General features: G+C 67.1%; 25 protein-coding genes. 10 read left to right on the forward strand and 15 right to left on the reverse strand.

The genetic code is table 11. From position 1 onward, the window contains the following. Window positions 1-31: 31 nt before the first annotated feature. A complete protein-coding gene (locus WHX56_RS05380) occupies window positions 32-1,099 on the forward strand; it encodes an MBL fold metallo-hydrolase (RefSeq protein ID WP_129245582.1) in 1,068 nt (355 codons plus the stop codon). A 28-nt stretch (window positions 1,100-1,127) separates the two neighbouring features. Here the strand turns inward: WHX56_RS05380 and WHX56_RS05385 are convergent, their stop codons facing one another. Continuing rightward, the gene (locus tag WHX56_RS05385; RefSeq protein ID WP_287754938.1) at window positions 1,128-1,754 is read right to left on the reverse strand and encodes a LysE family translocator; all 627 of its coding nucleotides are present in this window, start codon (window positions 1,752-1,754) and stop codon (window positions 1,128-1,130) included. Between the two features lie 135 nt (window positions 1,755-1,889). Between WHX56_RS05385 and WHX56_RS05390 the strand changes: the two genes are divergently transcribed. Continuing rightward, on the forward strand, window positions 1,890-2,615 hold the full coding sequence (locus WHX56_RS05390; RefSeq protein ID WP_287754939.1) for a nitroreductase: 726 nt from the start codon (window positions 1,890-1,892) through the stop codon (window positions 2,613-2,615). 294 nt (window positions 2,616-2,909) lie between these two features. Then, complete coding sequence (metC, locus tag WHX56_RS05395) at window positions 2,910-4,103, forward strand: cystathionine beta-lyase (RefSeq protein ID WP_287754940.1); 1,194 nt, start codon at window positions 2,910-2,912, stop codon at window positions 4,101-4,103. Window positions 4,104-4,123: 20 nt separating this feature from the next. Here the strand turns inward: metC and WHX56_RS05400 are convergent, their stop codons facing one another. The 5 genes from WHX56_RS05400 to argS all read right to left on the reverse strand — a co-directional run bounded on the left by WHX56_RS05400 (window position 4,124) and on the right by argS (window position 9,568). Next, window positions 4,124-5,089 (reverse strand): hypothetical protein, encoded by a 966-nt coding sequence (locus tag WHX56_RS05400; RefSeq protein WP_338880671.1) that lies wholly within the window; start codon window positions 5,087-5,089, stop codon window positions 4,124-4,126. Continuing rightward, window positions 5,068-6,285, reverse strand: a complete 1,218-nt coding sequence (locus WHX56_RS05405; RefSeq protein ID WP_129245592.1) for an ABC transporter substrate-binding protein — start codon at window positions 6,283-6,285, stop codon at window positions 5,068-5,070. The genes WHX56_RS05400 and WHX56_RS05405 overlap by 22 nt, the downstream gene beginning before the upstream one ends. A gap of 148 nt (window positions 6,286-6,433) precedes the next feature. Further along, window positions 6,434-7,063 carry a thiol:disulfide interchange protein DsbA/DsbL gene (locus WHX56_RS05410; RefSeq protein ID WP_129245594.1) on the reverse strand — a complete coding sequence of 210 codons (630 nt, stop codon included), beginning with the start codon at window positions 7,061-7,063 and terminating at the stop codon, window positions 6,434-6,436. 81 nt (window positions 7,064-7,144) lie between these two features. Further along, window positions 7,145-7,873, reverse strand: coding sequence for an SPOR domain-containing protein (locus WHX56_RS05415; protein ID WP_338880672.1), 729 nt, complete (start codon window positions 7,871-7,873; stop codon window positions 7,145-7,147). A 9-nt stretch (window positions 7,874-7,882) separates the two neighbouring features. Then, window positions 7,883-9,568, reverse strand: a complete 1,686-nt coding sequence (gene argS, locus WHX56_RS05420) for an arginine--tRNA ligase (protein WP_129246719.1) — start codon at window positions 9,566-9,568, stop codon at window positions 7,883-7,885. 323 nt (window positions 9,569-9,891) lie between these two features. Between argS and WHX56_RS05425 the strand changes: the two genes are divergently transcribed. Together WHX56_RS05425 and WHX56_RS05430 are read left to right on the forward strand one after the other, a co-directional pair. Then, window positions 9,892-10,239 (forward strand): DUF1840 domain-containing protein, encoded by a 348-nt coding sequence (locus WHX56_RS05425; protein WP_287754944.1) that lies wholly within the window; start codon window positions 9,892-9,894, stop codon window positions 10,237-10,239. An 82-nt stretch (window positions 10,240-10,321) separates the two neighbouring features. Further along, the gene (locus WHX56_RS05430) at window positions 10,322-10,639 is read left to right on the forward strand and encodes a hypothetical protein (RefSeq protein ID WP_129246715.1); all 318 of its coding nucleotides are present in this window, start codon (window positions 10,322-10,324) and stop codon (window positions 10,637-10,639) included. A 240-nt stretch (window positions 10,640-10,879) separates the two neighbouring features. On the opposite strand, the gene WHX56_RS05435 is transcribed toward WHX56_RS05430, so the two are convergent. The 6 genes from WHX56_RS05435 to WHX56_RS05460 form a co-directional block, all read right to left on the reverse strand. Further along, the gene (locus WHX56_RS05435) at window positions 10,880-11,680 is read right to left on the reverse strand and encodes a carbohydrate ABC transporter permease (protein WP_062685245.1); all 801 of its coding nucleotides are present in this window, start codon (window positions 11,678-11,680) and stop codon (window positions 10,880-10,882) included. Further along, the gene (locus tag WHX56_RS05440; RefSeq protein WP_129246714.1) at window positions 11,677-12,552 is read right to left on the reverse strand and encodes a carbohydrate ABC transporter permease; all 876 of its coding nucleotides are present in this window, start codon (window positions 12,550-12,552) and stop codon (window positions 11,677-11,679) included. The genes WHX56_RS05435 and WHX56_RS05440 overlap by 4 nt, the downstream gene beginning before the upstream one ends. A gap of 16 nt (window positions 12,553-12,568) precedes the next feature. After that, window positions 12,569-13,864: an ABC transporter substrate-binding protein gene (locus WHX56_RS05445; protein WP_287754945.1), complete on the reverse strand. Its 1,296-nt coding sequence runs from the start codon at window positions 13,862-13,864 to the stop codon at window positions 12,569-12,571. 33 nt (window positions 13,865-13,897) lie between these two features. Continuing rightward, window positions 13,898-14,953: an ABC transporter ATP-binding protein gene (locus WHX56_RS05450; RefSeq protein WP_287754946.1), complete on the reverse strand. Its 1,056-nt coding sequence runs from the start codon at window positions 14,951-14,953 to the stop codon at window positions 13,898-13,900. Between the two features lie 121 nt (window positions 14,954-15,074). Further along, window positions 15,075-15,872, reverse strand: a complete 798-nt coding sequence (locus tag WHX56_RS05455; protein ID WP_129246708.1) for a phosphodiesterase — start codon at window positions 15,870-15,872, stop codon at window positions 15,075-15,077. Window positions 15,873-15,920: 48 nt separating this feature from the next. Next, window positions 15,921-16,943: a substrate-binding domain-containing protein gene (locus tag WHX56_RS05460; protein WP_129246706.1), complete on the reverse strand. Its 1,023-nt coding sequence runs from the start codon at window positions 16,941-16,943 to the stop codon at window positions 15,921-15,923. 318 nt (window positions 16,944-17,261) lie between these two features. Between WHX56_RS05460 and WHX56_RS05465 the strand changes: the two genes are divergently transcribed. Beyond that, complete coding sequence (locus WHX56_RS05465) at window positions 17,262-18,590, forward strand: amidase (protein ID WP_338880673.1); 1,329 nt, start codon at window positions 17,262-17,264, stop codon at window positions 18,588-18,590. Window positions 18,591-18,664: 74 nt separating this feature from the next. Here WHX56_RS05465 and leuA read toward each other — a convergent pair whose 3' ends face one another. Both leuA and WHX56_RS05475 read right to left on the reverse strand, forming a co-directional pair. Further along, window positions 18,665-20,377, reverse strand: coding sequence for a 2-isopropylmalate synthase (gene leuA / locus WHX56_RS05470; protein ID WP_129246703.1), 1,713 nt, complete (start codon window positions 20,375-20,377; stop codon window positions 18,665-18,667). Window positions 20,378-20,938: 561 nt separating this feature from the next. Further along, window positions 20,939-21,583 (reverse strand): hypothetical protein, encoded by a 645-nt coding sequence (locus tag WHX56_RS05475; protein WP_338880674.1) that lies wholly within the window; start codon window positions 21,581-21,583, stop codon window positions 20,939-20,941. Here WHX56_RS05475 and rpoN point away from each other — a divergent pair. Further along, window positions 21,582-23,027 carry an RNA polymerase factor sigma-54 gene (gene rpoN, locus WHX56_RS05480; RefSeq protein ID WP_287754951.1) on the forward strand — a complete coding sequence of 482 codons (1,446 nt, stop codon included), beginning with the start codon at window positions 21,582-21,584 and terminating at the stop codon, window positions 23,025-23,027. The genes WHX56_RS05475 and rpoN overlap by 2 nt on opposite strands. Window positions 23,028-23,148: 121 nt before the next feature. Beyond that, entirely contained in the window at window positions 23,149-23,430 is a 282-nt protein-coding gene (locus WHX56_RS05485) for a (2Fe-2S)-binding protein (RefSeq protein WP_129246697.1), read from the forward strand. Window positions 23,431-23,463: 33 nt separating this feature from the next. On the opposite strand, the gene WHX56_RS05490 is transcribed toward WHX56_RS05485, so the two are convergent. Beyond that, window positions 23,464-24,321 carry a LysR substrate-binding domain-containing protein gene (locus WHX56_RS05490; protein WP_338880675.1) on the reverse strand — a complete coding sequence of 286 codons (858 nt, stop codon included), beginning with the start codon at window positions 24,319-24,321 and terminating at the stop codon, window positions 23,464-23,466. A gap of 130 nt (window positions 24,322-24,451) precedes the next feature. Between WHX56_RS05490 and WHX56_RS05495 the strand changes: the two genes are divergently transcribed. Beyond that, entirely contained in the window at window positions 24,452-25,366 is a 915-nt protein-coding gene (locus tag WHX56_RS05495; protein ID WP_129246693.1) for a DMT family transporter, read from the forward strand. A 366-nt stretch (window positions 25,367-25,732) separates the two neighbouring features. After that, window positions 25,733-26,209, forward strand: a complete 477-nt coding sequence (bfr, locus tag WHX56_RS05500) for a bacterioferritin (protein ID WP_129246691.1) — start codon at window positions 25,733-25,735, stop codon at window positions 26,207-26,209. The last annotated feature ends 6 nt before the right edge of the window (window positions 26,210-26,215 follow it).

Raw genomic sequence — 26,215 nt, forward strand, 5'->3', positions numbered from 1 at the left:
GACCGGAACGTCAAGCGTGGAGCGAGAGGCAATGAATCCCAACGAGCAGAAACTGCAATACCCCTGGGCCGACTTCCAGCCCGAGGCCGGCCGCGCGCACGTGGTGGCGGAAGGGGTCAAATGGATACGGATGCCCTTGCCGTTCGCGCTGGATCATATCAATCTCTGGCTATTGCGCGACAACATCGACGGCAGGGACGGCTGGACCATCGTCGATTGCGGCATCTCGCGCGACGAGGTCAAGGCCCTGTGGGAACAGGTCTTCGAGAACGAGCTGGAAGGCCTGCCCGTGCTGCGCGTGCTGGTCACCCACATGCACCCCGACCACGTCGGCCTGGCCCACTGGCTGTGCGAACGCTGGAACGCCGATCTGTGGATGACGATGACCGACTTCATGGTGGCCTCGCTGTGGTCGTCGCGCCGCGGCGACGCGGGCGCGGGCCCGGGCGGCCAATCGGCGGTCGATCATTTCGCCCGCCACGGCCTGACCGATCCGGACGCGCAGGAACAGATCCGCCAGCGCGCCAACTACTACCCCAATCTGGTGCCGTCGATGCCGTCGCGCTACACGCGCATCCTGCACGGCGACCAGGTCCGCATCGGCGGGCGCGACTGGCGCGTGATCGTGGGCTACGGGCATGCGCCCGAACACGCTTCGCTGTTCTCGCCGGACCTGGGCGTGCTGATCTCCGGGGACATGGTGCTGCCGCGCATTTCCACCAACGTCAGCGTGTTCGACTACGAGCCCGACGCGAATCCCCTGCCCCTGTATCTGCGTTCGCTGGACCGCTACGCGGACCTGCCGGAAGACGCGCTGGTGCTGCCCGCGCACGGCCGGCCCTTCAAGGGCCTGCACGAACGCATCGCCCAGCAGCACGACCACCACCGCGACCGCCTGGCGGAAGTGCTGGAAGCCTGTGCCGTCCAGCCGCAATCCACCTCGGACATCGTGCCGGTGCTGTTCAAGCGCAAGCTGGACCTGCACCAGTTGACCTTCGCCATGGGCGAGGCGCTGGCGCACCTGCACGCGCTCTACTTCGAAGGCAAGCTCAAGCGCGCGCAAGGCGCGGACGGCATCGTGCGGTTTTCGGCGGCCTGACCGCGGCAGGCAAGGCGGCGCGCGCCCGTCACCGCGTCGCCGTCGCCAGCCGCAGGGCCAGGCCCACGAACACCAGCGCGGCGATCCGGTTCAGCCAGCGCTTGGCGGTCGCCGAACGCTGCAGCAATTCGCCGAACGCGCCCGAGAAGAACGCGATGGCGCCGAACACCAGCAGCGTGGACACCATGAAGACCGCGCCCAATTGCATGGTCTGCACGCCCACGGACCCCAGCGCCGGTGAGGTGAACTGCGGCAGGAAGGCGAAGAAGAACAGCAGCACCTTCGGATTGGTCAGGTTCATCACGATGCCGCGCCGGTACAGCGCGCCGGGCTTCATCGGCTCCGGACGCGAGCCGGCGTCGCCGCCGACCGGCGCGCGCAGGATCTGCCAGGCCAGGTACGCCAGGTAGGCGGCGCCCGCCAGCTTGAGCGCGGTGAAGGCCATGGGCGAGGCCGCGAACACGGCGGCCAGCCCCACGGCCACGGCGGCGGTATGCCCCAGCAGGCCCGTACACAGCCCCAGCACCACGAACATGCCCGCCTTGCGGCCCCAGATGGCCGATTGCATCAGCACGAACAGGTTGTCCGGCCCCGGCGTCAGGGCCAGCAGGACGGCAATGCCGAAGAATGCGATCAGGGTGTCGAAGGGCAGCATGGGTTACGCCTGGAACGGGCCGGCCGGCCACGGGAAAGCTGGAGATGGCATCATAAGGGCAAAGCAGACCGACATCATGAGCGCCTCATGCGTCCCTTCGGGACGCAGCGGGCCTCGACCAGGAGAGACCAGGCCATGCCCCACACCGCCGCCCAGCCCCGTCCGCAAGATCCGCCGCAAGCCGATACGCGCCCCGATGCGGCGCTGGAAACCTGGCTGCTTGCGCGGCATAGCTGCCGCGCGTTCCTGCCCGATCCGGTGCCCCGCGCCACCATCGAACGCATCCTGGAACTGGCGCAGCGCACGGCCTCCTGGTGCAACTGCCAGCCCTGGCAGGTGGCGATCGCCGAGGGGGCGGCCACGGACCGCCTGCGCGGCGCGTTGCAGCGCCGCGCGGAGCAGGCCGGTTTCACGCCCGATTTCCCGTTTCCGCGCGAATACCAGGGCGAATACCTGGCCCGCCGGCGCGAGTCCGGATTCCAGCTCTATGGCGCCGTAGGCGTGGCGCGCGGCGACCGCGAGGCCTATCGCCGCCAGGAAATGCGCAATTTCCAGTTGTTCGACGCCCCTCACGTGGCCATCATTACCACCGACGAGGCGCTGGGCGAGTACGGCGCGATCGATTGCGGCGGCTATGTCGCCAATTTCATGCTGGCGGCCCAGGCCAATGGCGTGGCGACCGTGGCGCAGGCGTCCTTGGCCATGTATCCGGAAGTGCTGCGCGAGGTGCTCGGCATCCCCGCCGGCCGCCGCGTGGTCTGCGGCATTTCCTTCGGCTACGCCGATACCTCGCATCCCGCCAACAGCTACAGAACCCGTCGCGCGGAGCAGGCCGAGACCGTTAGCTGGGTCACGGACTAGAGACAGGGCTTCGAGCTTGCGGATGTGAGGGTTCTTTAGCCGCCGAATGCGCGGCGTGGGGGGGCCTTTTTTTCTGCGATGGGCAGATGCCGTGAGCCGGGGGCCGGGCGGAGGGATCCGAAGCGCAGCCCCATTGGGGCGAGCATCGGAATCCCGCAGTCCGGACGCCGGCGGCTTAAGAACGAACCCCGGCCTCACAAAGCCAAACGTCAACAATCCAGGCAAAAATGCTCTAAGGTTCATCCTATTCGTTTCTCTTTCCCGCCTTTCCACTTGCCAGCCGTTCCCCCGAAGATGCCTACCAAACACATCGATACGCTTCTGCAGCACGCCGGTACCGCTCCGTTCAACCCCGAGACCGGCACGGCGCCGGTGCCGCTGCCCCCGATGCGGGCCAGCACGGTGCGCTTCGCGAATATCGCCGCGCTGGAACAGGCGCAGCGCAGCAAGGCCGCCGGCGGGCGCGCCACGACCTACGGGCGCATGGGCATGGACACGCACGCCGCCCTGGAGCAGGTCTTCACCCAGCTCGAAGGCGGCACGCACTGCTATCTGGCGTCCTCGGGCCTGTCGGCGATGACCATGGTCATGCTGGCCCTGTGCTCGGCCGGCGACCACGCCCTGATCTCGGACTGCGTGTACGGGCCGATGCGCGAGCTGGACGACGCCGTCCTCAAGCGCATGAACATCGACATCACCTACTTCGCGGCCGGCGAGGACCTGGACGAACTGGTGCGCCCCAACACCAAGCTGCTGTACGTGGAATCGCCGGGCTCGCTGCTGTTCGAGATGCTGGACATGGGCGCCATGGCCGCGGTCGCGCAGCGCCACGGGCTGGTGCTGGCCACCGACAATACCTGGGGGTCGGGCTATATCTATCGGCCGCTGACCCTGGGCGCGCAGGTGTCCGTCATCGCCGGCACCAAGTACGTGGGCGGGCATTCCGACCTGATGCTGGGCGCGGTCGTCACCAACGACGAACAGATCGCCCGCAAGCTGAACCGCACTCAGTACGCCATGGGCTATTCCATCAGCGCGGACGACGCCTGGCTGGCGTTGCGCGGCGTGCGCACCATGCCGATCCGCATGGCGCAGCACGCGCGCCACGCCATGCAGGTGTGCGAGTTCTTCAAGAGCCGTCCCGAAACCGTGCGCCTGTTCCATCCGGCCTGGCCCCAGGATCCGGGCCACGCGTTGTGGCAGCGCGACTGCACGGGCTCCAACGGCATGCTGTCGGTCGAGTTGCGCCTGTCGCCCGCCGCGGCGCGCGAGTTCGTCGATTCGCTGACGCTGTTCGGCATCGGCTTCTCCTGGGGCGGCTACGAAAGCCTGGTGCAACTGGTGTCGGGCAAGGACCTGGCCAAGCACCGCTACTGGGGCGAAGGCGACAACGCGCTGGTCCGCCTGCACATTGGCCTGGAATCGCCCGAGGACATCATCGCCGACCTGACGCAGGCCCTGGAGAAGGCTGCGGCCGTCAAGGATTGAGCGGCCGGCGCGCGGCGCCGTCAGGCCGCCGCGCCGCGTATCCAGGCGCCGATGCGCGCCGCGATGTCGTCGCTGTTGTCGTCCATCATGGGCATGTGGGAATTGCCGGCCACGCCCATGTCGGCCAGGCGCCACGCCGTGACGCGCGCGCCCTGGCGCTCCAGTTCGCCGGCGTAGGCCCGGCCGGCGTCGCACAGCCGTTCCCATAGCGGCGTGGCGTCCAGATAGTCGCCGTAGACGAACAGGAAGGGCTTGCCGGCCACGCTGGCGGCGGCCACCTCCGGCGAGAAGCCCGAGGGCTCCACGCCAATCACGCCGCGCACCAGTTCCGGCCGGGCGTGCAAGGCGCGGTAGGCGACCTCGCCGCCGTGGCTGTGCGCCATCACCAGGCAAGGGCCGACCCGGTCGAGCACCGCGCAGAATCCCTCCAGGGCAGCATCGTTGTTGCCCAGCCAGCGCGGCACCGCGTGGCGGATGAAGGCATCGAACGCGGAGACCGGAAAGCGCTGGCCGTCGAAGGCCCGCCGCGCCGCAAAGTCCTCGGCGCGCCCGAACCGGAACAGCGACCAGCTTTCCTCGGCATTGCGGATGATGGGCGCTTCCGGCCACACCTCCCGAAAAGGCGCCCAGCCCGCGCGGCCGCGCTCGACGTTGTCCACCACGTACACCGCAAAGCCCTGCCGCAGGAAATGCTGCAGCCAGCCCGGCCGGCCGTCGGGCGTCTGTTCCCACATCGCGCCCGTCATGCCGCCGCCGTGCAGCAGCACGATGGGCAGGGGATGCGCCAGCGCCGCCGGAACGAAATACTGCACGTAGGCCTGTTCGAAGTGGTAGAGGCCGTTGGGGTCGTAGGCCAGCGAGGCGGTCTGTGTGAACGCGATGTCGCGGGCCGGCAGGCCGGCGATGCGCACCTGCCGGCCGCCCGCGTAGAAGCTGCCGAAATCCGCCAGCGCCAGCGGCGGGTTCATTGCCTGGCCAGCGGGCATTGGCTTTCCGACAGCGGCCACGCCAGCGTGTCGCCGGGAATGCGGCGCACGATGTTGTAGTAGTCCCAGGGGCCCTTGGATTGTTCCGGCGTCTTGACCTGCGCCAGCATCATGTCGCGCACCACCAGGCCGTCCTGGCGGATGCGGGCGTTCAGGCTGAAGGGGTCGTCGATGGGCAGCGCCTTCATCTTCGCCATGACGGCGTCGGCGTCCGCGGTGCCGGCCGCCTGCACCGAACGCAGGTAGTGCCTCACCGAGCCGTACACGCCCGCCTGCAGGAAAGTGGGCGGACGGCCGACGCGGGCCTCGAACTTCTTGGCGAAGGCGCGGGTGCCGTCGTTCATGTCCCAGTAGGAAGGCACGGTCAGGTAGGTTTTCTGCGCCGCCTGCAGGCCCAGGCTGTGCACGTCGGTGATCAGCAGCAGCATGGCCGCCAGCCGCTGCGCGCCGCCGATGCCGAATTCCGCCGCCTGCTTGATGGCCGAGATGGTGTCGCCGCCCGCGTTGGCGATCGCGATGATCTGGGCCTTGGAGCCCTGCGCCTGCAGCAGGAAGGACGCGAAGTCCGAGGCGTTCAGCGGGTGGAAGACGGTGCCCACCACCTCGCCGCCGTTGGCCTTTACCACCGCTTCGGTGTCCGCCGCCAACTGCTTGCCGAAGGCGTAGTCCGAGGCCAGGATGAACCAGCGCTTGTTGCCTTCGTTCACCACCGCGGTCGCCGTGCCGCGCGACAGCGCGTAGGTGGTGTAGGTCCATTGCACGCCATAGGGCGAGCACTGCGCCTGCGACAGCGCGGTGGTGCCGGGGCTGGAGAACAGCACCAGCTTTTTCTTCTCGCGCGCGATGCCCTGCACCGCCAGCGCCACCGACGAATTGGGCACGTCCACGACCACGTCCACGCCGTCGGTGTCGTACCACTTGCGCACCATGCTGCTGCCGATGTCGGGCCGGTGCTGGTGGTCGCCCGACACCAGGGAAATGGGTTTGCCCAGTACGGTGCCGCCCATTTCCTCGATGGCCAGCCGGGCGGCTTCGACGGAGCCCTTGCCGGTGGCGTCGGCGGTAACGCCCGCCATGTCGGTGAGGACGCCGATCTTCACGCCATCGGCGTCGTTGGCATGGGCCAGGGTTGCGGCCAGCGCCAGGCACAGGCCCGCCGCCGCCGCAGCGCGGCCGCGCAGTAGTTGCTGTCTCATTTGTCTTCCACCCGTTGGATGCCGCCGTGGCGGCGATTTATTGTGTGGAAAGTGTAGCGTGGGGGGAAGCGGTCCGGCGGCAAAAAGCAAAAACAAAAACGCCCCGGCCGGCAGGGCTCGGGGCGTTGCGGATCCTGCCGGGGGCGTATCAGTTGCGCGCCATCGGGATCAGGCGGTCCACTTCCTTCAGCGCGCCTTCGTAGCTGTTGCCCGCCATGACCGGCGAGGTCATGAACTTGCCGCCGACGGCGAACGACGGCGTGCCTTCGATGCGGTAGGCGTCGGCCAACTGGGTGGCGCGCTGCACTTGCGTCTGCACGCTGAACGAATCGAACACCGAGTCGAACTTGGCGCGGTCCACGCCTTGCGTGGCGATCCATTCGCCCATGGCCTTCTTGTCGAACAGGCGCTTGTGCTCGCCGTGGATGGCCGTGAAGACCTTGGCGTGCAGGTCCGGGCGGTCCAGCGCCAGCAGCGTGTAGTAGAGCTGCTGCAGCGGCTTCATGCCGGCGTTGAACGCGATGGGAATCTGCTTGAGCACCACGTCGGGAGGCGCGGTCTTGACCCAGTCTTCGACCAGCGGTTCGATCGCCGCGCAGTGCGGGCAGGTATAGGCGAAGAATTCCAGCACTTCCACTTTGCCCGGGGTGTCCGACGGCAGCGGCGGATTGATGGGCACGTATTGCTGCGCGCCTTGGGCATGGCTCGCCGGGCTGAAGAACGCCGTGGCGGTCAATGCGGCCGCGGCCAGGATGCGGATAATCTTGGGGGACAGCATGGATGAGAGGTTCCTGAGTAAAAAGTTACAGACAGGGCCGGGGCCGGATAAGTTCAATGCCTGTGCCCGCGCGGGCGCGCATTATTGGCGCACCACCGCGGTTTCGATCTTGTTCTCGCCCAGCCTGCCGCGGGCGCGGTTCATGTCGTCCAGGCGGGCAAACGGCCCCACCCTGACCCGGTTGATGGGTTTGCCGTTCACTTCGGCCTTTTGCACGGCGACGGGTAAGCCCAGCAGGATGATCCGGGCCTTCAGGGATTCCGCGTCGTTCTCGCCGCGGAAGGCCCCAGCTTGCAGGTAGTACGTTCCGGTGGCCGCGGGGGCGGCGGGAGCCGGCTTGGCGGCCGGGGCCGGCGCGGCCGCGGGGGCCGCTTTCGAGATGGGCGTCGGCGCGGTGCCAGGCGCGGCGGTGGGCGCCGGTGCCGCCGGGGTGGGCTGCCGGGTGGAGGGCAAGGTGGCGATCAGCGCGCCCAGGTCGTCCATCCTGGAGGGCGGTTCGTCGCCCTTGGCGGTGCCGGCGCCAGGCAGCGGCGCCGGCGCGGTCGCGGTGGGGCCGGTGGGCGCGGCGCCCGCGCCGCCGTCGCGTCCGTACAGGCCGGCGTTGGGGTCCGGCGCCTGCCGGGGATCGGGCAGCTTGCCCATGTCGCCCTGGCGGCTGGCGCGGTCCACGAAGGGCACGGGGGCCTTGGTGACGTAGAAGGCGACGACGGCGGCCACGATCAGGCCGATGAGCAGGCCGGCCAGCGCCCCGTACAGGGTGCTGCCGCTTTCGCCGGAGGAACGGCGGGTGGTTTTGCGCTTGGTTGCCATGAACCGATGTTACATCCGCTCGGGCGCGGACACGCCCAACAGCTCCAGGCCGTTGGCCAGCACCTGGCGCGTGGTCGAGGCCAGGCGCAGGCGGGCCAGCTTCAGCGCCGTATCGTCGACCAGCACGCGCTCGGCGTTGTACCAGGCATGGAAGTCCGACGCGCAGTCGCGCAGCCAGAAGGCGATGTGGTGCGGGGACAGTTCCTGGGCGGCCAGCGCGATCACGCCGGGGAATTCGGCCAGGCGCTGCATCAGGGCGAATTCGGTCGGGGCGGTCAAGAGCGCGGCGTCGGCCTGCGCCACGTCGGCGGCCGGCATGGCGGCATTGTTCACCACCGAGCAGATGCGGGCATGCGCATACTGGATGTAATAGACGGGGTTCTCGTCGCTCTTGGACAGCGCCAGGTCCACGTCGAACACGAATTCCGTGTCGGCGCGGCGCTGGATCAGGAAGTAGCGCACCGCGTCGCGGCCCACCCAGTCGATCAGGTCGCGCATGGTCACGTAGCTGCCGGCGCGCTTGGAGATCTTGACCTCTTCGCCGCCGCGCATCACCTTGACCATCTTGTGCAGCACGTAGGACGGGTAGTCCTTGGGGATGCCTTCTTCCAGCGCCTGCAGGCCGGCGCGCACGCGCGCCACGGTGCCGTGGTGGTCGCTGCCCTGGATGTTCACGGCGCGGTGGAAGCCGCGCTCCCATTTGGCCTTGTGGTAGGCCACGTCGGGCACGAAGTAGGTGTAGCCGCCTTCGCTTTTCCGCATGACGCGGTCTTTGTCGTCGCCCGTGCCCAGTTCGGTGGTGCGCAGCCACAGGGCGCCGCCTTCCTCGTAGGTATGGCCGCCGGCGACCAGCGCCTTGACGGTGGCCTCGACGCGGCCGGACGTGTAGAGCGAGCTTTCCAGGTAGTAGTTGTCGAACGCCAGGCCGAAGGCCTGCAGATCCAGGTCTTGTTCGCGGCGCAGGTAGGCCACGGCGAAGACGCGGATGTCGTCGAGGTTGTCGATATTGCCGCTGGCGGTGACGGGCTCGCCGTCCGAGGCCTGGATGGTCTTGCCGGCCTGGAAATCGCGCGCGATGTCGGCGATGTAGTCGCCCTTGTAGCCGTCGGCGGGCCACTCGGGGGAATCGGTCGTCAGGCCGCGGGCGCGGGCCTGCACGCTGATGGCCAGGTTATGGATCTGGTTGCCGGCGTCGTTGTAGTAGAACTCGCGGGTGACGTCCCAGCCGTTGGCGTCGTACAGGCGGCAGATCGCGTCGCCCAGCGCAGCCTGGCGGGCATGGCCCACGTGCAGCGGGCCGGTGGGGTTGGCCGACACGAATTCGACCAGGATCTTTTCGCCGCTGCGGGGCGCGCGGCCGAAGTCGGCGCCCTGTTCGGCCACGGCGGCGATGACGGCCTGGCGGGCCGCGGCGGTGATGCGCAGATTGATGAAGCCGGGGCCGGCGATTTCGGCGCTTTCGACCAGGGCGGCGGCGCCGGGCTGCGCCATCAGGGCGTCCACGATGGCCTGGGCCAGTTCGCGCGGATTGCGGCGGGCCGGCTTGGCCAGTTGCATGGCCACGTTGGTGGCGACGTCGCCGTGGGCGGCAACCTTGGGGCGTTCCAGTAGCACAGTGGCCTGGGCGTCGGGCAGGCTTTGCGCGACGGCGGCCTGGATCAGGGAGATAAGCTGTTTCTGTTGCTCGAGGAGCATGGGCGTCTGGAGAGTTTCTGAGTTAGTGACGGACGCGCCCGCGGGGGGGCCGTGCCTGGCGAGGGCGGGGGCGCAGCCTGACGTGTGGAGCGCGACCGCGCGCATGCCCGATTCCGGGGCGGCGCAGGTCCTCCTGTCAGGGAATCTCCTGAATCATAGCTTGATTTGGCCCTCGGACCGGCATGGGCCGGCGGGCCGGGCTGCCCGGCCAGGCCTCCGTGGGGGACGGATGGCACGCCCCGGCGGACCTCCTTTCCGGCGCCAGTTGGCATCCCCCGCGCGTTGCGGTAGTGTGTGTAAGTAATCATTGTGGAGACCGGAATATGTTGATCACCTTTCACTCCAAGGTCGTGGCCGAGGTTCTGATGCTGACCGACCATGCGGGCGTGCTGTTGCAGGCCGCCGGCAAGTCCTTCGGAGACAAGATTCCGGAGCGCGGCGTTTTCACCGTGGAACAACTGCAGCCCGCCATCAGCGGCATCGAGCACGCGATCGACGACTACCAGCGCGCCCACGAGGGCAGCGACGAAAGCGACGAGGACAAGGCGCCCGTGTCCCCGATGGCCCGCATGGTGGGCATGAAGGAACGCGCCTTCCCCCTGCTGGACATGATGCGCCAGTCCCTGGCGGCCGGCTCGGAAGTCACCTGGGAGGTGTCGCGCGGCTGGTAGCCGGGCCAATGTCGCCGGGCCGACAATCTGCCCGGCCGTTTTTGCCTACGCTTCTGGCCTGACGACCACTGAAGGAACCCCCATGCGCAGCGATATCACCATTGTTTTCGACCCCCGCCGTTCGCTGGACCTTTCCGCCGACGTCGAACCGTCCCCGCAGAGCCAGAGCCAGGCGCGGGACTGGTTCGACGGCGCCTGGGAAACGCTGGGGTGCGAACCCCTGCGCCCCAGCGGCAAGGTCCTGCTGCTGGACAAGGTGCTGGGGGTGGCGGACGCGCTCGGCTACGACACCCTTTCCACCGACGAAAAAGAAGCCCGCGAGTTCGCGGACAACCTGGCGCTGGCGCTGGAACGCCCGCGGATCACGGTGGACCTGCCGGGGTTGACGGTGGGGTATTGAGGTCTCCCGGACCCGTACGATAGGGCCAGGTGTCAGACACCCATACGAGAAAATCTTTCGGCCAGGTGTCAGACACCCATACGAGAAGACCTTTAATTCAAGTTTTTCTTCCCGGGTGTCTGACACCCAATATGTGTCAGACACCCGGGAAGGCCAGCTTCAATCCGAAAGAGCGTCTCGTACGGGTGTCAGACACCCCCCTCTGCCTCATACGGGTGTCAGACACTCCCCTCCAACGTTCTACCGGATCCCCGCCCGCATGAACGACTGCACGAACTGGCGCTGGAACAGCAGGAACGCGATCAAGAGCGGCGCGGCCGACATCAGGGTGGCGGCGGTGATGACCGACCAGTCGATGCCCTGGTCGGTGGACGAGAACACTTGCAGCCCCACCGTCAGCGGCCGGGATTCCACCGAGTTGGTGATGATCAGCGGCCACAGGAAGTTGTTCCAGTGGTGGCTGACCGACACCAGTCCGTAGGCCACGTAGATCGGCTTGGCCAGCGGCACGTACACCTTCCACAGGATCTGCAGCGCATTCGCGCCTTCCATTCGGGCGGCCTCTTCCAGTTCGCGCGGCACCGTCTTGAAGGTCTGGCGCAAGAGGAAAATGCCGAACGCCGACGCGAAGTACGGCAGGCCGATGGCGAACACCGTGTCGCGGATGCCCAGTTGGCTCATCGACCGGTAGTTCTCCACCAGCAGCACGTCGGGCATGATCATCAGTTGCAGCAGCACCAGCATGAAGACGAAGTCGCGGCCGCGGAACTCGAAGCGCGCGAACGCGTAGCCGGCCAGCGTCGACAGCACCAGTTGCGCCGCCAGCACCATCGTGACCAGCAGGAAGGTGTTGAGGAAGTAGCGCGGGAACGGCGCGGCGTGCCAGGCCCGCACGAAGTTGTCCAGCGTCAGCGGCGCGAACAGGTCGAAGCGGGTCGCGTAGGCTGGCGGATGGAACGCCGCCCACATCGCGTACGCCAGGGGCAGGATCCACAGCAGGCCGAGCGCCCACGCGCCCAGGGTATCGAGCTTGTCTTTCATTGATAGTGCGTCCTGCGGTCCAGCCAGCGGAACTTGACCAGCGCGGTCAGCGCCAGCACCACCAGCAACACGACGGTCAGCGTGGCGGCGTAAGCCGTGTCCCAGAAACTGAAACCCACCTGGTAGATGTAGTACAGCAGCAGCGTGCTGGCGTTGTCGGGCCCGCCGCGCGTCATGACCACCACGTGGTCCACCAGGCGGAACGCGTTGATCAAGGCGTTGATCAAGACGAAAAGCGTGGTGGGCATCAGCAGCGGCCACAGGATGCGGCGGAAATACTGCCAGCGCGACGCGCCCTCCAGCATGGCGGCTTCGCGCAGGGACGGCGACACCGTCTGCAAGGCCGCCAGGTAGAAGATCATGAAGAAACCGGCTTCTTTCCAGACCGTTACGAGCATCAGCGCGGGCAGCGCGGTCTCGCGGTTGCCCAGCCAGTTGGGGCCGGGCGAGCCGAAAAGCTGCATGACCTGCGCGATCAGCCCGTACTGCGGCGTGTAGAAGAACAGCCAGATATTGGCCACCGCCACCATGGGCAGCACCGTGGGCGTGAAGTAGGCCATGCGCAGGAAACCGCGCCCGCTGAGGTTGCGGTTCACCCACAGCGCCATGATCAGCGCGATGCCGATCGACGTGGGGATCGTGCCCAGCGCAAACCACAGGTTGTTCCACAGCGACTGCCAGAACACCGGGTCGTCGCGCATGACCGCGTAGTTGTCCAGCCCGACGAAGCGGGCCGGGCGCGCGCCCTTGGGGGTGGAGAAAAAGCTGTGCCATAGCGTCGCCAGCGCCGGGTAGTGCGTGAACGCGGCGAGCAGCACGATGGCTGGCAGCAGAAGCAGCCAGCCATAAAGCGCGTTTAAAGAGCGGCTCATCGTGCTAAGGGCTTGTTTATTTGTAGGGGCGCAGTACGCGGTCGGCCTCGCGCTGCGCGTCGGTCAGGGCCTGCTGGGGCGTCTTGGAGCCCGTCAGCGCCGCTTGCAGAGCGTCGTTCAGGGTCTTGGTGACGCGCTGGTTCTCATGCGTGGAGAACTCCGCCACGCTGACTTCCAACTGGTCGCGCGCGACCGCGGCGGCCGGCACTTCCTGCGCGTACTTCTTCATCTTCTCGGTCTGCCACGCGGCCGGCGTCACGGCCACGTAGCCCGTGGCGATGCTCCAGTCCGCGGCGCGCTCGGGCGTCGTGACCCATTGCGCGAACTTCAGCGCGGCCTGCTGCTGTTCCGGCGTGCCGCTCTTGAAGATGTAGAAGTTGCCGCCGCCGGTCGGGCTGCCGCCGCGCTTCTGCTTCGGCATCATGGCGACCCCGAACGGGAAGTCGGCATTCTTGCGGATGTTGGTCAGGTTGCCCGTCGTGGTCCAGACGATCGCGGCCTTCTTTTCCAGGAAGTCCTTGGGCGTGGTGCCCCAGTCGATCGTGCCGGTGGGCATGATCTTGTGCTTGGCGGACAGGTCGCGCCAGAACTGCGCGGCCTCGACGACCGCCGGCTTGTCCAGGTAGACCTCGTTGCCGGCCTCGTTCATGAGGATGGCGTCGTTGGGCGTGGTGAGCGCCTGGAACAGCCAGTACGCGAACGCGCCGCCCGAGGGGATCTCGATGCCCCATTGCGTGGTATTGCCGGAGGCGTCCTGCTTGGTCAGCTTCTTGCCGTATTCGACCAGTTCGGCCCACGTCGCGGGCGCGCGTTCGGGATCCAGCCCCGCGGCCTTGAACAGGTCCTTGTTGTAGTACATGACGATGGTCGAGCGCTGGAACGGCACGCCCCAGGTGTGGCCGCCCGTGCGGCTGTTCTGCATGAAGGCGTCATAGAAGCCGCCGAGCCACTTCTTGTCGGCGTCGGTCTTGGCCAGGCCGTCGATCGGGACGATGGCGTCCTCGTCGATCAGCGTGAACATGTCGGTGGACAGCAGCACCGCGAGCTGCGGCGGGGTGCCGCCCTTGAGCGCGGTCAGCGCCTTGGCGATCGAGTCCTGGTAGGAGCCGGCGTAGATCGGCTTGATCTTGATGCCGGGATTTTCCTTCTGGAAATCCGCCACCATGTCGTCGACGATCTTGGTGATGGGGCCGCCGACCGCGACCGGATAATAGAACTCCACCTCGACGGGCTTGTTCTGCGCCTGCGCGGGCAGCGAAAGGCAAGCGGCGGCCAGGCTGGCGGCCAGGGTCTTCAGTACGATGCGTCGCATGTTGCGTTTCCTTATCCGTGGAATGGGCGCCCTCTAGCGCCCGTCGATGTTGATGACCGCCGAATCGGCGGCAAAGAAATGCTGCTGCCCGTCCGGCCAGGACAGGCGCAGGGCCTCGCCGGCGCGCGCGCGCAGGTGTCCGCCCACGCGCACAGCCACGCCGCTGGTGTCGCCGACGCGGCACACCACGATGGAGTCCGCGCCGAAATACTCGACGCTTTCTACCGTGGCGGCGATGCCGCCGTCGTCGATACGGATGTGTTCCGGCCGAACGCCCAGCTTCACCGCGCCGGCGGGCGCGTTGGCGATGACGGGCCCGTCGGTGCCGGCGATGACCGCGGCGCCGCCCAGCGTCGTCAGGCCGATCAGGTTCATGGGCGGCGTGCCGATGAAGCGCGCCGCGAATTCGCTGGCCGGACGCGCGTACAGGCCGTCGGGCGTGTCGTGCTGTTCGATCTGGCCGCCGCGCAGCAGCACGACCTGGTCGGCCATGCTCATGGCCTCGGTCTGGTCGTGCGTCACGTAGACCATCGTGATGCCCAGGTCCTGCTGCAAGGCGCGGATCTCGCGGCGCATTTCATGGCGCAACTGCGCGTCCAGGTTCGACAGAGGTTCGTCCATCAGGCAGACCGGCGCCTCCGAGATCACGGCGCGGCCCAGCGCCACGCGCTGCTGCTGGCCGCCCGAAAGCTGCGAGGGCTTGCGGTCCAGCAGGTGGTTCAGGCCCAGGAGGCCCGCCACGCGCTGGAGGCGGCGGTCGTAGTCGCGCGCCGGTTCCTTGCGCACCTTCAGGCCGAACAGGATGTTCTCGCGCACCGACAGGTGCGGAAACAGCGCGTATGACTGGAACACCATGGAGATGCGGCGCTTGGAGGGTGGCAACTGGGTGACGTCGCGGTCGCCGATGCGGATGGTGCCCGAGGTGGGGGTGTCCAGCCCCGCGATCATGCGCAGGGTGGTGGACTTTCCGCAGCCCGACGGACCCAGCAGGACCGTGAAGCTGCCGGCTGGCACCGTGAAGCTCACGCCATGGATCGCGGCGGCGCCGCCATATTGTTTGGTGAGGTTATCCAGAACGATGGATGACATGCTGTCTCGAAGATCTAATAGTTAGATCCGCATTGTTGCCTGTGATGAAAACCTTTTCATTGTGCAGCGCAAACATGACGGATATATGGCAATGCGAGGTTTCGTAGTCTAGCCGCTGGCCCTAGCCGAAAGGATACGGGCCGGGGTATTCCCCAATGACGGCGTGATGCGTGACCAGGTTGCCGCCCTGCCACCAGTGCAGTTGATAGCCGGGCGGCTCCATGATGTATTGCAGGGTCGGGCGTGGTCCCAGTTCCAGCGCGAGCTGGTGCGCCGTGCCCGGACAGGTGGATGCGATCGTGCCGCCGAAGCGCTGGAATATCGTGCGGTGCAAATGGCCGCAGAGCACGCGCTGCACGTTCGGAAAGCGCGCCACGATGCGTTCGAGTTCCGCCGCGCCGGCCAGCAGGCCGATGGCGTCCATGTGTTCGATGCCGGTCAGGAAAGGCGGGTGATGCATCAGCACCAGCGTAGGCCGTTCCGGCTGTTCGGCCAGGCGCGCGGCCAGCCAGTCCAGGCGGTCCTGGCAGAGTTCGCCGTGGCTCTTCATGGGCACGACGGTATCCAGCGCCAGCATGCGCAGCGGATAGGCTTCGACGGCGTACTGGATGAACGGCCCCCGGCCTTGCAGATACCCGTGGTCGGGGAAGGCCTCGCGCAACTGGGCGCGGTCGTCGTGGTTGCCGGGGAGGAGGAAATACGGAATCTCCAGCGCCCGCAGGTGGTCCCGCAGCGCCTGGTATTCCTGCGGCCTGCCCAGGTCCGTCAGGTCCCCCGTGATGAGCACGCAGTCGGGGCGCGGCGTCAGGGCATTGAGCGCGCGCACGGCCGGCGCCAGGAAAGCGGCGGGGTCGATGATGCCGTAGGCCTTGTCGCCGGGGGTGCGCATGTGCAGGTCGGTAATCTGTGCGATGAGCATGACGCGTCGATGTCGGAATGATTATCGTGAAATGGGTGGGGGCCGCGGCTATGCGGACTTGCGGCGGACCGGCGCAGCGGTGCCGCCGACCACGATGCAATGCGGCAGGCGGTCCGATTGCGGCGGATGGCCGTGGATCTGCGCCAGCAGGTTCGAGCAGGCCGCGACACCGATGCCGTCGCTGGGCTGGGCCACGGTCGTCAGCGGCGGCGTCAGCAAGGCGCCGAAGCGCATGCCGTCGAACCCGCATACCGAGATGTCGGCCGGCACGGACAGCCCGAGAGCCACCAGGTCCGCGATGACCGCGGTGGCCAGCAGGTCGTTCGAGCAGAACAGAGCGGTAGGGGCCTGCTTGCCGCGCAGCGCGGCCTTCAGGGCGTCGGCGTCGCTGCCGGTGTGAGAGCTCATGGAAATGTGCTGGACGGCGTCCAGGCCCAGCTTCTTGGCGCAGGCGCGGGCGCCCGCCAGCCGGCGGCGCGCGCGGTCGGATGCCGTCAGCGGACCGGTCACCAGGGCGATGCGGCGGTGGCCCAGCGCGGCCAGGTGGGCCACCATGTCGCTGGCGGCGGCGCGGTTGTCCACCGATGCGTAGGGATGGGCGGCCGATTCGTTGTAGACCAGCACGTAGGGAATGCCGGCGCTGTCCAGGTCGTCCAGGGTGGCGCTCTTGGCCACGTCGGCGACGGTCAGGATCAGCCCATCCACCTGGTGGTCCATCAGTCCCTGGACGGCGGCCGATTCCACCGCCGGATCGTAGCCGGTGGCCGTGAGCATGACGCTGTAGCCGGATTCGCGCGCGCGGCGTTCCGCGCCTTCGAAGCATTCGGCGAACACCGGGTTGGACAGCGTGGGCAGGATCAGCCCGATGGTGCGCGTGCTGCCCGAACGCAGGCTGCGGCCCACGCGGTTGGGCCGGAAGCCCGCGCGCTTGGCGACGTTGCGGATGTGCGCCAGCGTGTCGGGGTGCACGATGTCCGGCTGGTTGAACGCGCGCGAAACCGTGGCCGGCGATACGCCGGCCTTGCGAGCCACTTCGATGATGGAAAAGCGGGGCGACGAGCGCGATGCCATGGCGGTATTGCTGCCGGATCAGTGAAAACGATTTCATCATACAAGACAAATATGACCTTTGTGTTGCACGGGTTTGCGCTATGCTGAGGGCGACGCAACAACAAAGCCAAGGCGCGGCGCGCGATTTGCCCAGGAAAACAAGGCGTGTTCCGTGTTTTTCCCAATTGACGCGCAGCGAACAATGGTGGGTATCGGTCCGTCCGAATCGCATGGCAAGGCAACCGCCTCGCGGGATCGGGCAGGCCCTCGGTCAAGGGGACCGGGTGCGTAGTTCAGCCGCCGCGCGTGACGCGCGGCGCCGGTAAAGAGGAAAGGACCATGTCTACTGCCTTGAACAGACTTGGCGCGCTGGAAGCCGCGCGCAAGCTGCAACGGCGCGAATTGACCGCGGAACAACTGGTGCGCGCCTGCTTTGCGCGCATCGAGCAGCGCGAGAACACCGTGCACGCCTGGACGGCGCTGCAAAAGCAGGCCGCGCTGGACCGCGCGCAGGAACTCGACCGCGGCGCCCTGGCCGGCCCGCTGCACGGCCTGCCCATCGGCGTCAAGGACCTGTTCGATACCGACGACCTGCCCACCCGCTACGGTTCACCCATCTACGAGCGCCACCGCCCGGGGCTAGACGCCGCCGCCGTGGCGCTGTGCCGCGGCGCGGGCGCGATCGTCATCGGCAAAACCGTGACCACCGAGTTCGCCACCTACCAGGCGGGCCCCACGCGCAATCCGCGCAACGAGGCCTACACGCCCGGCGGTTCGTCCAGCGGTTCGGCGGCCGCGGTGGCCGACGACATGGTGCCGTTCGCATTGGGTTCGCAAACCGCGGGCTCCATCATCCGTCCCGCGTCCTATTGCGGCATCGTGGGGTTCAAGCCCACCTTCGGCGCCATCCCGCGAGCCGGGGTCAAGAGCCTGGCGGAATCGCTGGACACGATCGGCGGCTTCGCGCGCTCGGTGCCGGACGTGGCGCTCTTCGCCTCGGTCCTGATGCGGGACCCGCGCATGCTGGAACTGGCCTACGACGGCAAGCCGCGCATCGGCATGTACCGCAGCCTCCAATGGCGCCACGCCCAGGCCGAAACCAAAGAGGCCTTCGCGCAGGCGGCGGCCATCCTGTCGCGGGCCGGCGCCATCGTGGAAGAGGTGCCGCTGCCGCCGGAACACTGTGTGCTGGTCCAGTTGCACTCGGACATCATGGCGTTCGAAGCCTCGCAGTCGCTGGCCTATGAACGCCTGGAGCACGCCGCGCAGCTCAGCCCCAAGATCCAGGCCATCCTGGAAGCGGGCGCGCGCATCACCGCGGAAGAACACCTGAAGAACCTGGCCCGCGCCGCCGAGTCGCGCGTGCGCGTGGACGCATGGTTCGACACGTACGACGTGCTGCTCGCGCCCAGCGCGGCCGGCGAAGCCCCCTTCGCGGACCTGGGCACCGGAGACCCGCAGTTCTCGCGCGCCTGGACGCTGTTCGGCGTGCCCTGCCTGAACCTGCCGTTCGCCACCGGCCCGCAAGGCCTGCCGGTGGGGCTGCAACTGGTCGGCAAGCGCCATAGCGACCATTTCACGCTGGCCGTCGCCGCATGGGTCCATCAACGCCTGCTGGCCGCCAACGCGCCGGACATCGGCGCGTCGGACATGTGGCCTCGGGGGTGAGGCGGCAGCGCCATCCGCTTCCCAGAAAAAAGCCCGCCGGATAAGGCGGGCTTGTTTTCATGCCGGGGTGCGGATCACGCGGCCTCGGCAGTTTCCTGTTCGGCGGACGCCACGGCGCCGGCATTGATGTGGCGGTTGACGGCGCTCAGGACGGCCTGGAACGAGGCCGTCACGATGTCGCGGTCGATGCCCACGCCGAAGCCCGTGCTCGAATCGCCGACGCGCAATTCCACATAGGACGCCGCGCGCGTGTCGGTGCCGGTGCCGATGGCGTGCTCATGGTAGTCCATGATGCGCACGGGCACGTCCAGCGCGGCCACGAAGGCCGAGATGGCGCCGTCGCCCTTGCCGGTCACGATGCGGCGTTCGCCGTTGTATTCCAGTTCGGCCTCGATGCTGAAATGCTGGCCTTCGCCGGCTGCCGGGTTGCCGTCGATGCGGTGGCGCACCAGCTTCCACGGCGCCTTCTGTTCGAGGTATTCGCGGTTGAAGATCGTGTGCACGTCGTCGGCGGTGACTTCGCGGCCGGTCTCGTCGGTGACGCGCTGGATGGCGCGGCTGAATTCGATCTGCAGGCGGCGCGGCAACACCAGGCCGTGCTCCTGTTCGAGCAGGTACGACACGCCGCCCTTGCCCGACTGGCTGTTCACGCGGATCACGGCGTCGTAGCTGCGGCCGAGGTCGGCCGGGTCGATCGGGAGGTACGGCACTTCCCAGACGGCATCGGCCTTCTGCTGCGCGAAGCCCTTCTTGATGGCGTCCTGGTGCGAGCCCGAGAACGCGGTGAAGACCAGGTCGCCGGCATACGGATGGCGCGGGTGCACGGGCAACTGGTTGCAGTATTCGGCGCAGCGGCGCACTTCGTCGATGTCGGAGAAGTCCAGGCCGGGATGCACGCCCTGCGTGTAGAGGTTCAAGGCCAGGGTGACGAGGTCGACGTTGCCGGTGCGCTCGCCGCTGCCGAACAGGCAGCCTTCGATGCGGTCGGCGCCGGCCATGACGGCGAATTCGGCGGCGGCCACGGCGGTGCCGCGGTCGTTATGCGGGTGCACGCTGAGCACGATGCTGTCGCGGCGCGCGAGGTTCTTGTGCATCCACTCGATCTGGTCCGCGTACATGTTCGGGGTGGTGGCCTCGATGGTGGCGGGCAGGTTCAGCACCATCTTGCAATCCGGCGTGGGTTCCCATACGTCGGCCACGGCGTTGGAGACTTCCAGCGCGAATTCGGGTTCGGTCGTGCTGAAGACTTCCGGCGAGTACTGGTAGCGCCACTTCGTTTCCGGGTGCTGGGCCATGTACTGCTTCACCAGGCGCGTGCCGGTCGTGGCGATGTTCTTGATTTCGTCCTTGCTCATGTTGAACACGACCTTGCGGAACGCCGGCGCGCAGGCGTTGTACAAGTGGACGATGGCCTGCTTGGCGCCCGCGGCGGATTCCACCGTGCGGCTGATCAGGTCTTCGCGGGATTGCGTCAGGACGATGATGGTGACGTCGTCGGGGATGCGCTTTTCGTCGATGAGCTTGCGGACGAAGTCGAAGTCGGTCTGCGAGGCCGACGGGAAGCCGACTTCGATTTCCTTGAAGCCGATCTTCACCAACTGTTCGAAGAAGCGGAGCTTGCGCTCGACGCTCATCGGCTCGATCAGGGACTGGTTGCCGTCGCGCAGGTCCGTGCTCATCCAGATCGGCGCCTCGGTAATGCGGCGGCTGGGCCAGGTGCGTTCGGAGAAATCGCGGGCAAAGGGGGCGAAGGGGACGTACTTGGTAGCGGGGTTGGCAAGCATCATGACTACACCTCGATCGGTTTCTTTTGAATCCCGGGAGCACTACTCTCGGCGGCATTTGTGACCGGATGACGGTCTTGTGCCAGGGGTTGCCGTGATTGACCGGCAGGATTCACAAATAAAAGGGGGAAATCGCGTGTGGCAAGCGTGGCTGCCGAGCTACCACGGGGACACTAGGCCCGGCAACCGATCGGTAGGTATAGCGATAGCGCGGCAAACGTGGAGGTGCGAGCGCGCAGGCCGGCAACCGGAGCGGCGGAGCGTCCGGTTGCAATCGCGAGGGAGGTGCGGTGTGCGGCCATAAGTTGCTAGTCAAACATACTTTGCGCCGAAGCGCAAACGGAAAACATCCGAAAAAACAGGGGGCGGAACGCCCCGCCGTCTTTTCCGCCATGCGTTCACTGCGTCTGCATATGGCCGTCTTTCACGACTTTACCCAGACGTTCGCGTTCGCTTGCCGCTCTGGGCCAGTGGCCTCTTTCATCATTTCCGCCACGAAATGCGGGGCTGGCTGGCAAGCGACTGAAACAAACAGGCCGCCTCAGCGGGCGGAAGCGGAACGCCTCAGCGGGCCGGGCCGATGCGCGGTTCGATGTAGCGGTCGCCGCGGGTTTCGCCACGGACGGCGGCGTTCGGGTCGCGGCGGCCGTCGTCGCGGGGTTCGCGGGTCGGGCGGCTGTCGAAACCTTCCAGGATCCGGGCCTGGTCGGCCACCATCGCGATCTTGCCGATGCGATTGTGGCGGATTTCAGACAGGGAGCGGCGCAAATCGCCTACCGTGAAGGGTTCCTGGCGGTCGCCCCAGGCCCAGCGCAGTACGCCGAGGGACTCTTCCGACAGGTTCGGAGCCAGGTCGGCGAGCACGTCCGTGCCCACCGGCGTGGCGCTGCCCGAGGCCAGGCTGGCGGACAGCCAGGCGCGGACGGCGAAGAATACGATCAGGGACCAGATGGCCGTGATGGCCCACCAGAGGTACGGGTTGACCTTCTGCACCATGTCCACGGTCGGCTGGCCCAGGGAATGCAGGAAGTCGTAGTTCATGCCGCGGCCGAAATCCAGTATCCACCGGGCGGCCAGATACCAGACGACGAGCGCGACGGCGATGACGATCGCGCGCACAACGAGTCGGGGAAGCGCCAGTTTGAGCAGGGTCTGGCCGATAAGGCGGCAGTCCTGGCGGACGCTTGCGGGCGAAGTCAGATTCATCATGCAAAATATTGTACCTATGACCCGTCCAATTTTAGAACTGCGACCCGGTCAGCATTTGACGCTGACACCACAGTTACAACAATCGATCCGATTGTTGCAACTGTCCACGCTCGAACTCGAGGCCGAGATTTCGCAAGTCCTCGCGGAAAACCCGCTGCTGGAGCGGGACGACGAACCCCTGTCGGCCCAGGACCAGGCCGATTCCGAGCGCGAATCTTCCGTGCAGGACGACGAAACGCCGGTCGAGCGCGAGACGGCGGCCGAGGAAATGCCAGGATCCGGCGGCGTTTATCCGGACGACGATTCCTCCCTGCCCGAGGCGGCGCGGCCGGACACGCTGCGCGAACATCTGATGGGCCAACTGGTCCTGACGCGCGCCGCGCCCCGCGACGTCGCGCTGGCGGGGCTGCTGATCGACGAATTGGACGAAAACGGCTACCTGGGATCGCCGCTGGAGGAAATCCTGGGCTGGCTGCCGGCCGAGATGGAGCCGGACCTGGACGAACTGAAGGCGGCGCTGTCGCTGCTGCAATCGTTCGACCCGCCCGGCATCGGCGCGCGGGACATGGCGGAATGCCTGCTGCTGCAACTGCGCAATCCCGACCTCGGCCGCCTGCCGGAAGCGGCGGACGCCGCCGCGCTCGCCTGTGCGCGCCGGATCTGCGCGGAGCACCTGTCCTTGCTGGCGACCGGCAACACCGCGAAGCTGTGCGCGGCCGCGGGCTGCGACGAACCCACGTTCCGGGCGGCCCATGCCCTGATCCTGCGGCTGGAACCCCGGCCGGGACGGGCCTGGACCGTGCCCGCGGCCGATTACGCGGTGCCGGACGTCATCGTGCGCAGGACCCGGCGCGGCTGGCAGGCTACTTTGAACAGCGCCGCCGTGCCCCGGCTGCAGATCAACGGGCTGTACGCCCAGATGCTGGGCAACCAGAAGGAGTCCGCGCACGCCGGCCTGCAATCGCAACTGCAACAGGCCCGCTGGATGATCCGCAACGTAGAGCAGCGTTTCGACACCATCCTGCGCGTGGCCCAGGCCATCGTGGAGCACCAGACGGCCTTCTTCAGCCAGGGCCCCGCCGCCATGCGGCCGCTTATCCTGAAGGACATCGCGGGCGAGCTGGGCTTGCACGAATCCACGATTTCGCGGGCCACGACACAGAAGTACATGCTTACTCCGTTCGGCACCCTGGAGCTCAAGCGCTTCTTCGGCACGGGCGTGTCGACCGAAGGCGGGGACGCCACGTCGGCCACGGCGGTGCAGACTTTCATCCGGCAGATGGTGGCGGAAGAGAACCGGGCCAAGCCGCTGTCGGACAGCCAGATCATGCAAAAACTGGCCGATCAGGGGATAGTCATCGCCCGCCGGACGGTGGCAAAGTACCGCGAAGCGCTGCGGATCGCCCCGGCCGCGCTGCGCAAGGCACAGGCCGCCGCCCGCTGAAATAAGGGACGGGCATATTCAAATTCGTCCCTTTTTTCAAGGACTTGCGTGACACTTCGGTTGCAAATTTATTTGCCGGCGGGGCTTGCCAGTGATCGAATAATTTTCGATAATTATTCTCATGTACATTTGCGTATGTAATGCCATCACCGAACGCCAAGTCCGCGCCAGCGTGGACGGTGGCGCGACGACGCTTTCCGACCTGCAGTTCGAGCTGGGCGTGGCCACGTGCTGCGGCTGCTGCGCGGCGACCGCCGCCGAATACCTGCCGGGCGGCCGCTGTTCCAGCGTATGCGACGTGCGCTCGATTGCCGTTCCGGTCAATCCTCCGGCCGCCATGGTCGAATCGGGCGCGCCTGCTGCCAACAGCAGCTTCCCGATTCCGCTCGTCGCCACGGCCTGAACGGGTTGGCTGTCCCCTCCGGCTCGCTGCCTGTCATGCGGCGAGCCGCGTCGTTTCCTTCTCGCAAAAATCCTGGATAGCCATCGCCAGCCGGCGCACCGGCAGGCGCGCGGTGTCGGCCATGCATAGCGCCAGCTCGGTCGGCGGCACGCCAGGCAGGGCCGCATCGACGACCCGCAGGCCCGGCACCATGCAGCGGCGCTCCAGCAGGGCGACCCCCAGCCCTCCTTTCAATGCGGCTTGCAGGCCCGTCAGGTTCGGGCTTTCGTACGCGATGCGCCAGTGCCGGCCGGCCGCCTCCAGGGCGTGGATCGCCCGGTTGCGGTAGATGCAGCCCTGCGGAAAGGCCACCAAGGGCACCGGTCCGGCCTCCTCGAGATTCAGGGACGGGCCACAGATCCAGTGCAGGTTTTCCGGCCAGGCGGCCAGCGCGCTGCCGGCGCCGGGTTCGCGCTTGATGAGCGCCACGTCCAGGTCGCCCCGTTCCAGCGCGCGCGCAAGCGCGGCGGTCAGGTCGCACCGCACCGACAGCCGGACGCCCGGGTGGGACCGCGCGAACTCCGCCACGACGGCGGTCAGCGTTTCCGCCGCGAAATCGTCGGGAACGCCCAGCCGGATCACGTCCACGCGCTTGCGCCCGCTGACCGCCTCCCGCACCTCCGTCGACAGGGCCAGCATCCGTCGGGCATAGCCCAGCAGGCGTTCGCCGTCTTCGGTCAACGAGACCTGCCGGCCTTCGCGGACGAACAGCGCGCATTCCAGCGACTCTTCCAGTTTGCGGATCTGCTGGCTGACGGTGGACTGGCTGCGGTGCACCCGTTCGCCGGCCGCCGTGAAACCGCCGGCGTCCACCACCGACACGAAACTGTGGAGAAGGTCGAGATCCAGCATCGGGTCACCTCAGACATTTGATTTTCAAATACTGTCGATCCGAATAAAGAGTTTGTCAATGGATCCGGGCCCGCGCAGAATCGCTTCACCCGCCGCGCCCGCGGCTTTCGCGCCCAGTCCCGGATTCCCCATGAAGGCCACATCGACCCTGCCCGCCGCCGCCCTGCCCGCCGATGCCCCGCCCGGCATCAGTTGGGCGCCGATCGCGGCATTCTGCTTCCTGTGGAGTTCGGCATTCGCGGCGGCCAAGATCGCGGTGCGGGACTGTCCGCCGCTGACCTTGCTGACCATCCGCTTCCTGATCGCCGGCGCGCTGATGCTGGGCCTGGCGGCGGCCAGCGGCCGCTGGAAGCTGCCGGCGGGGCGCGACCTGGCGGCGCTCGCGCTGCTCGGCGTGCTGAACAACACGCTGTACCTGGGCCTGAGCTGGTCCGGCATGACCACCGTGTCGTCCGCATTCACGGCCGTGCTGATCAGCACCAACCCGCTGCTCATCGGCGTGCTGGCCGGCCCGGTGCTGGGCGAACGCCTGGGGTGGCGCAAGCTGGCCGGCCTGTGCCTGGGATTGGCGGGCGTGGCGCTGGTGCTGCGATCGCGGCTGTCCGGCATGCAGGAAGACCTGCACGGCACCTTGCTGGTCACCGGAGGACTGGTGGCGCTGGTGGCGGGCACGCTGCTCTACAAGCGCCTGAAGCCGGCCTCGGGCCTGTGGACGTCGACGGGCATACAGTCGCTGGCCGGCGCGGCGGCGTTGCTGCCCTTCGCGCTGGCCACCGAAAGCATCGGCGATGCGCGCATGACGGCCAGCCTGTTCTGGAGCATGGCCTACATGATCGTCGCGGTGTCGATGGGCGGCTACTACTTGTGGTTCATGATCCTGGGCCGCGCCAGCGCCACGTCGGCCAGCGCGCTGCACTTCCTGATGCCGCCGCTGGGGCTGCTGTTCGGGTGGCTGGTGCTTGCCGAACCGGTGTCGTGGCTGGACCTGCTGGGCATCGTCCCGATCGCGTTCGGTATCTGGCTCGCGACGCGGCGGACCGCTTAGCGCGCGAGTTGCCGGCACAGTTGCCGATCCGCAACGAGCGGGCCCGCGCGGCCTTGGCGCCGGATCCGCCGGGCCGAAAGCCTGAATCTGCATCAGGCTTCGCCGCCTTCCGCGTCGGAATCCACGGGCCGCTTGCGGGCAGGCCGCATGAGCGCTGTCTCGCGCATGCAAGGCATCGCGCACGCATACTCATTCTCATTAGCCTAACGCTTTCTGATAGCGCTCCTAAAGCGGTTTACCAAATGCAGCGCAAGGCTAGGCGCGGCCCTGCGCCAGATGGTAGTCTGCCGAAGTTGCGTACGCGCGGCATCGTGCGCTCCTTTGTCGCGATGCACTCGCGTCGCGCCTGACTGCAAGGAGTCCATCATGAAAGGCGACAAAACCGTCATCCAGTTCCTGAACAAGCAACTGACCAACGAACTGACGGCCATCAACCAGTATTTCCTGCATGCGCGCATGTTGAACCATTGGGGCTTCGACAAGCTGGGCAAGCACGAGTACGAAGAATCCATAGGCGAGATGAAGCACGCCGATCGCCTGATCGAACGCATCTTCATGCTGGACGGCCTTCCCAACCTGCAAGACCTGCACAAGCTGCTGATCGGCGAAGACGTGCCGGAACTGCTGGCCTGTGATCTGAAGCTCGAACAAGGCGCCCAGGCGACCGTCAAGGAAGCGATCGCGTACTGTGAATCGGTCCGGGACTATGTTTCGCGCGATCTGTTCCAGGACATCCTGGACGATACCGAAGAGCACATCGACTATCTGGAAACGCAAATCGACCTGGTCGACAAGGTCGGTCTCCAGAACTATCTGCAGAGCCAGATGTCCGTGCCGGAATGATTGCCG

Source organism: Achromobacter veterisilvae (assembly GCF_037619525.1).
In the GTDB taxonomy this organism is placed as follows: Bacteria; Pseudomonadota; Gammaproteobacteria; order Burkholderiales; family Burkholderiaceae_B; genus Achromobacter; species Achromobacter veterisilvae.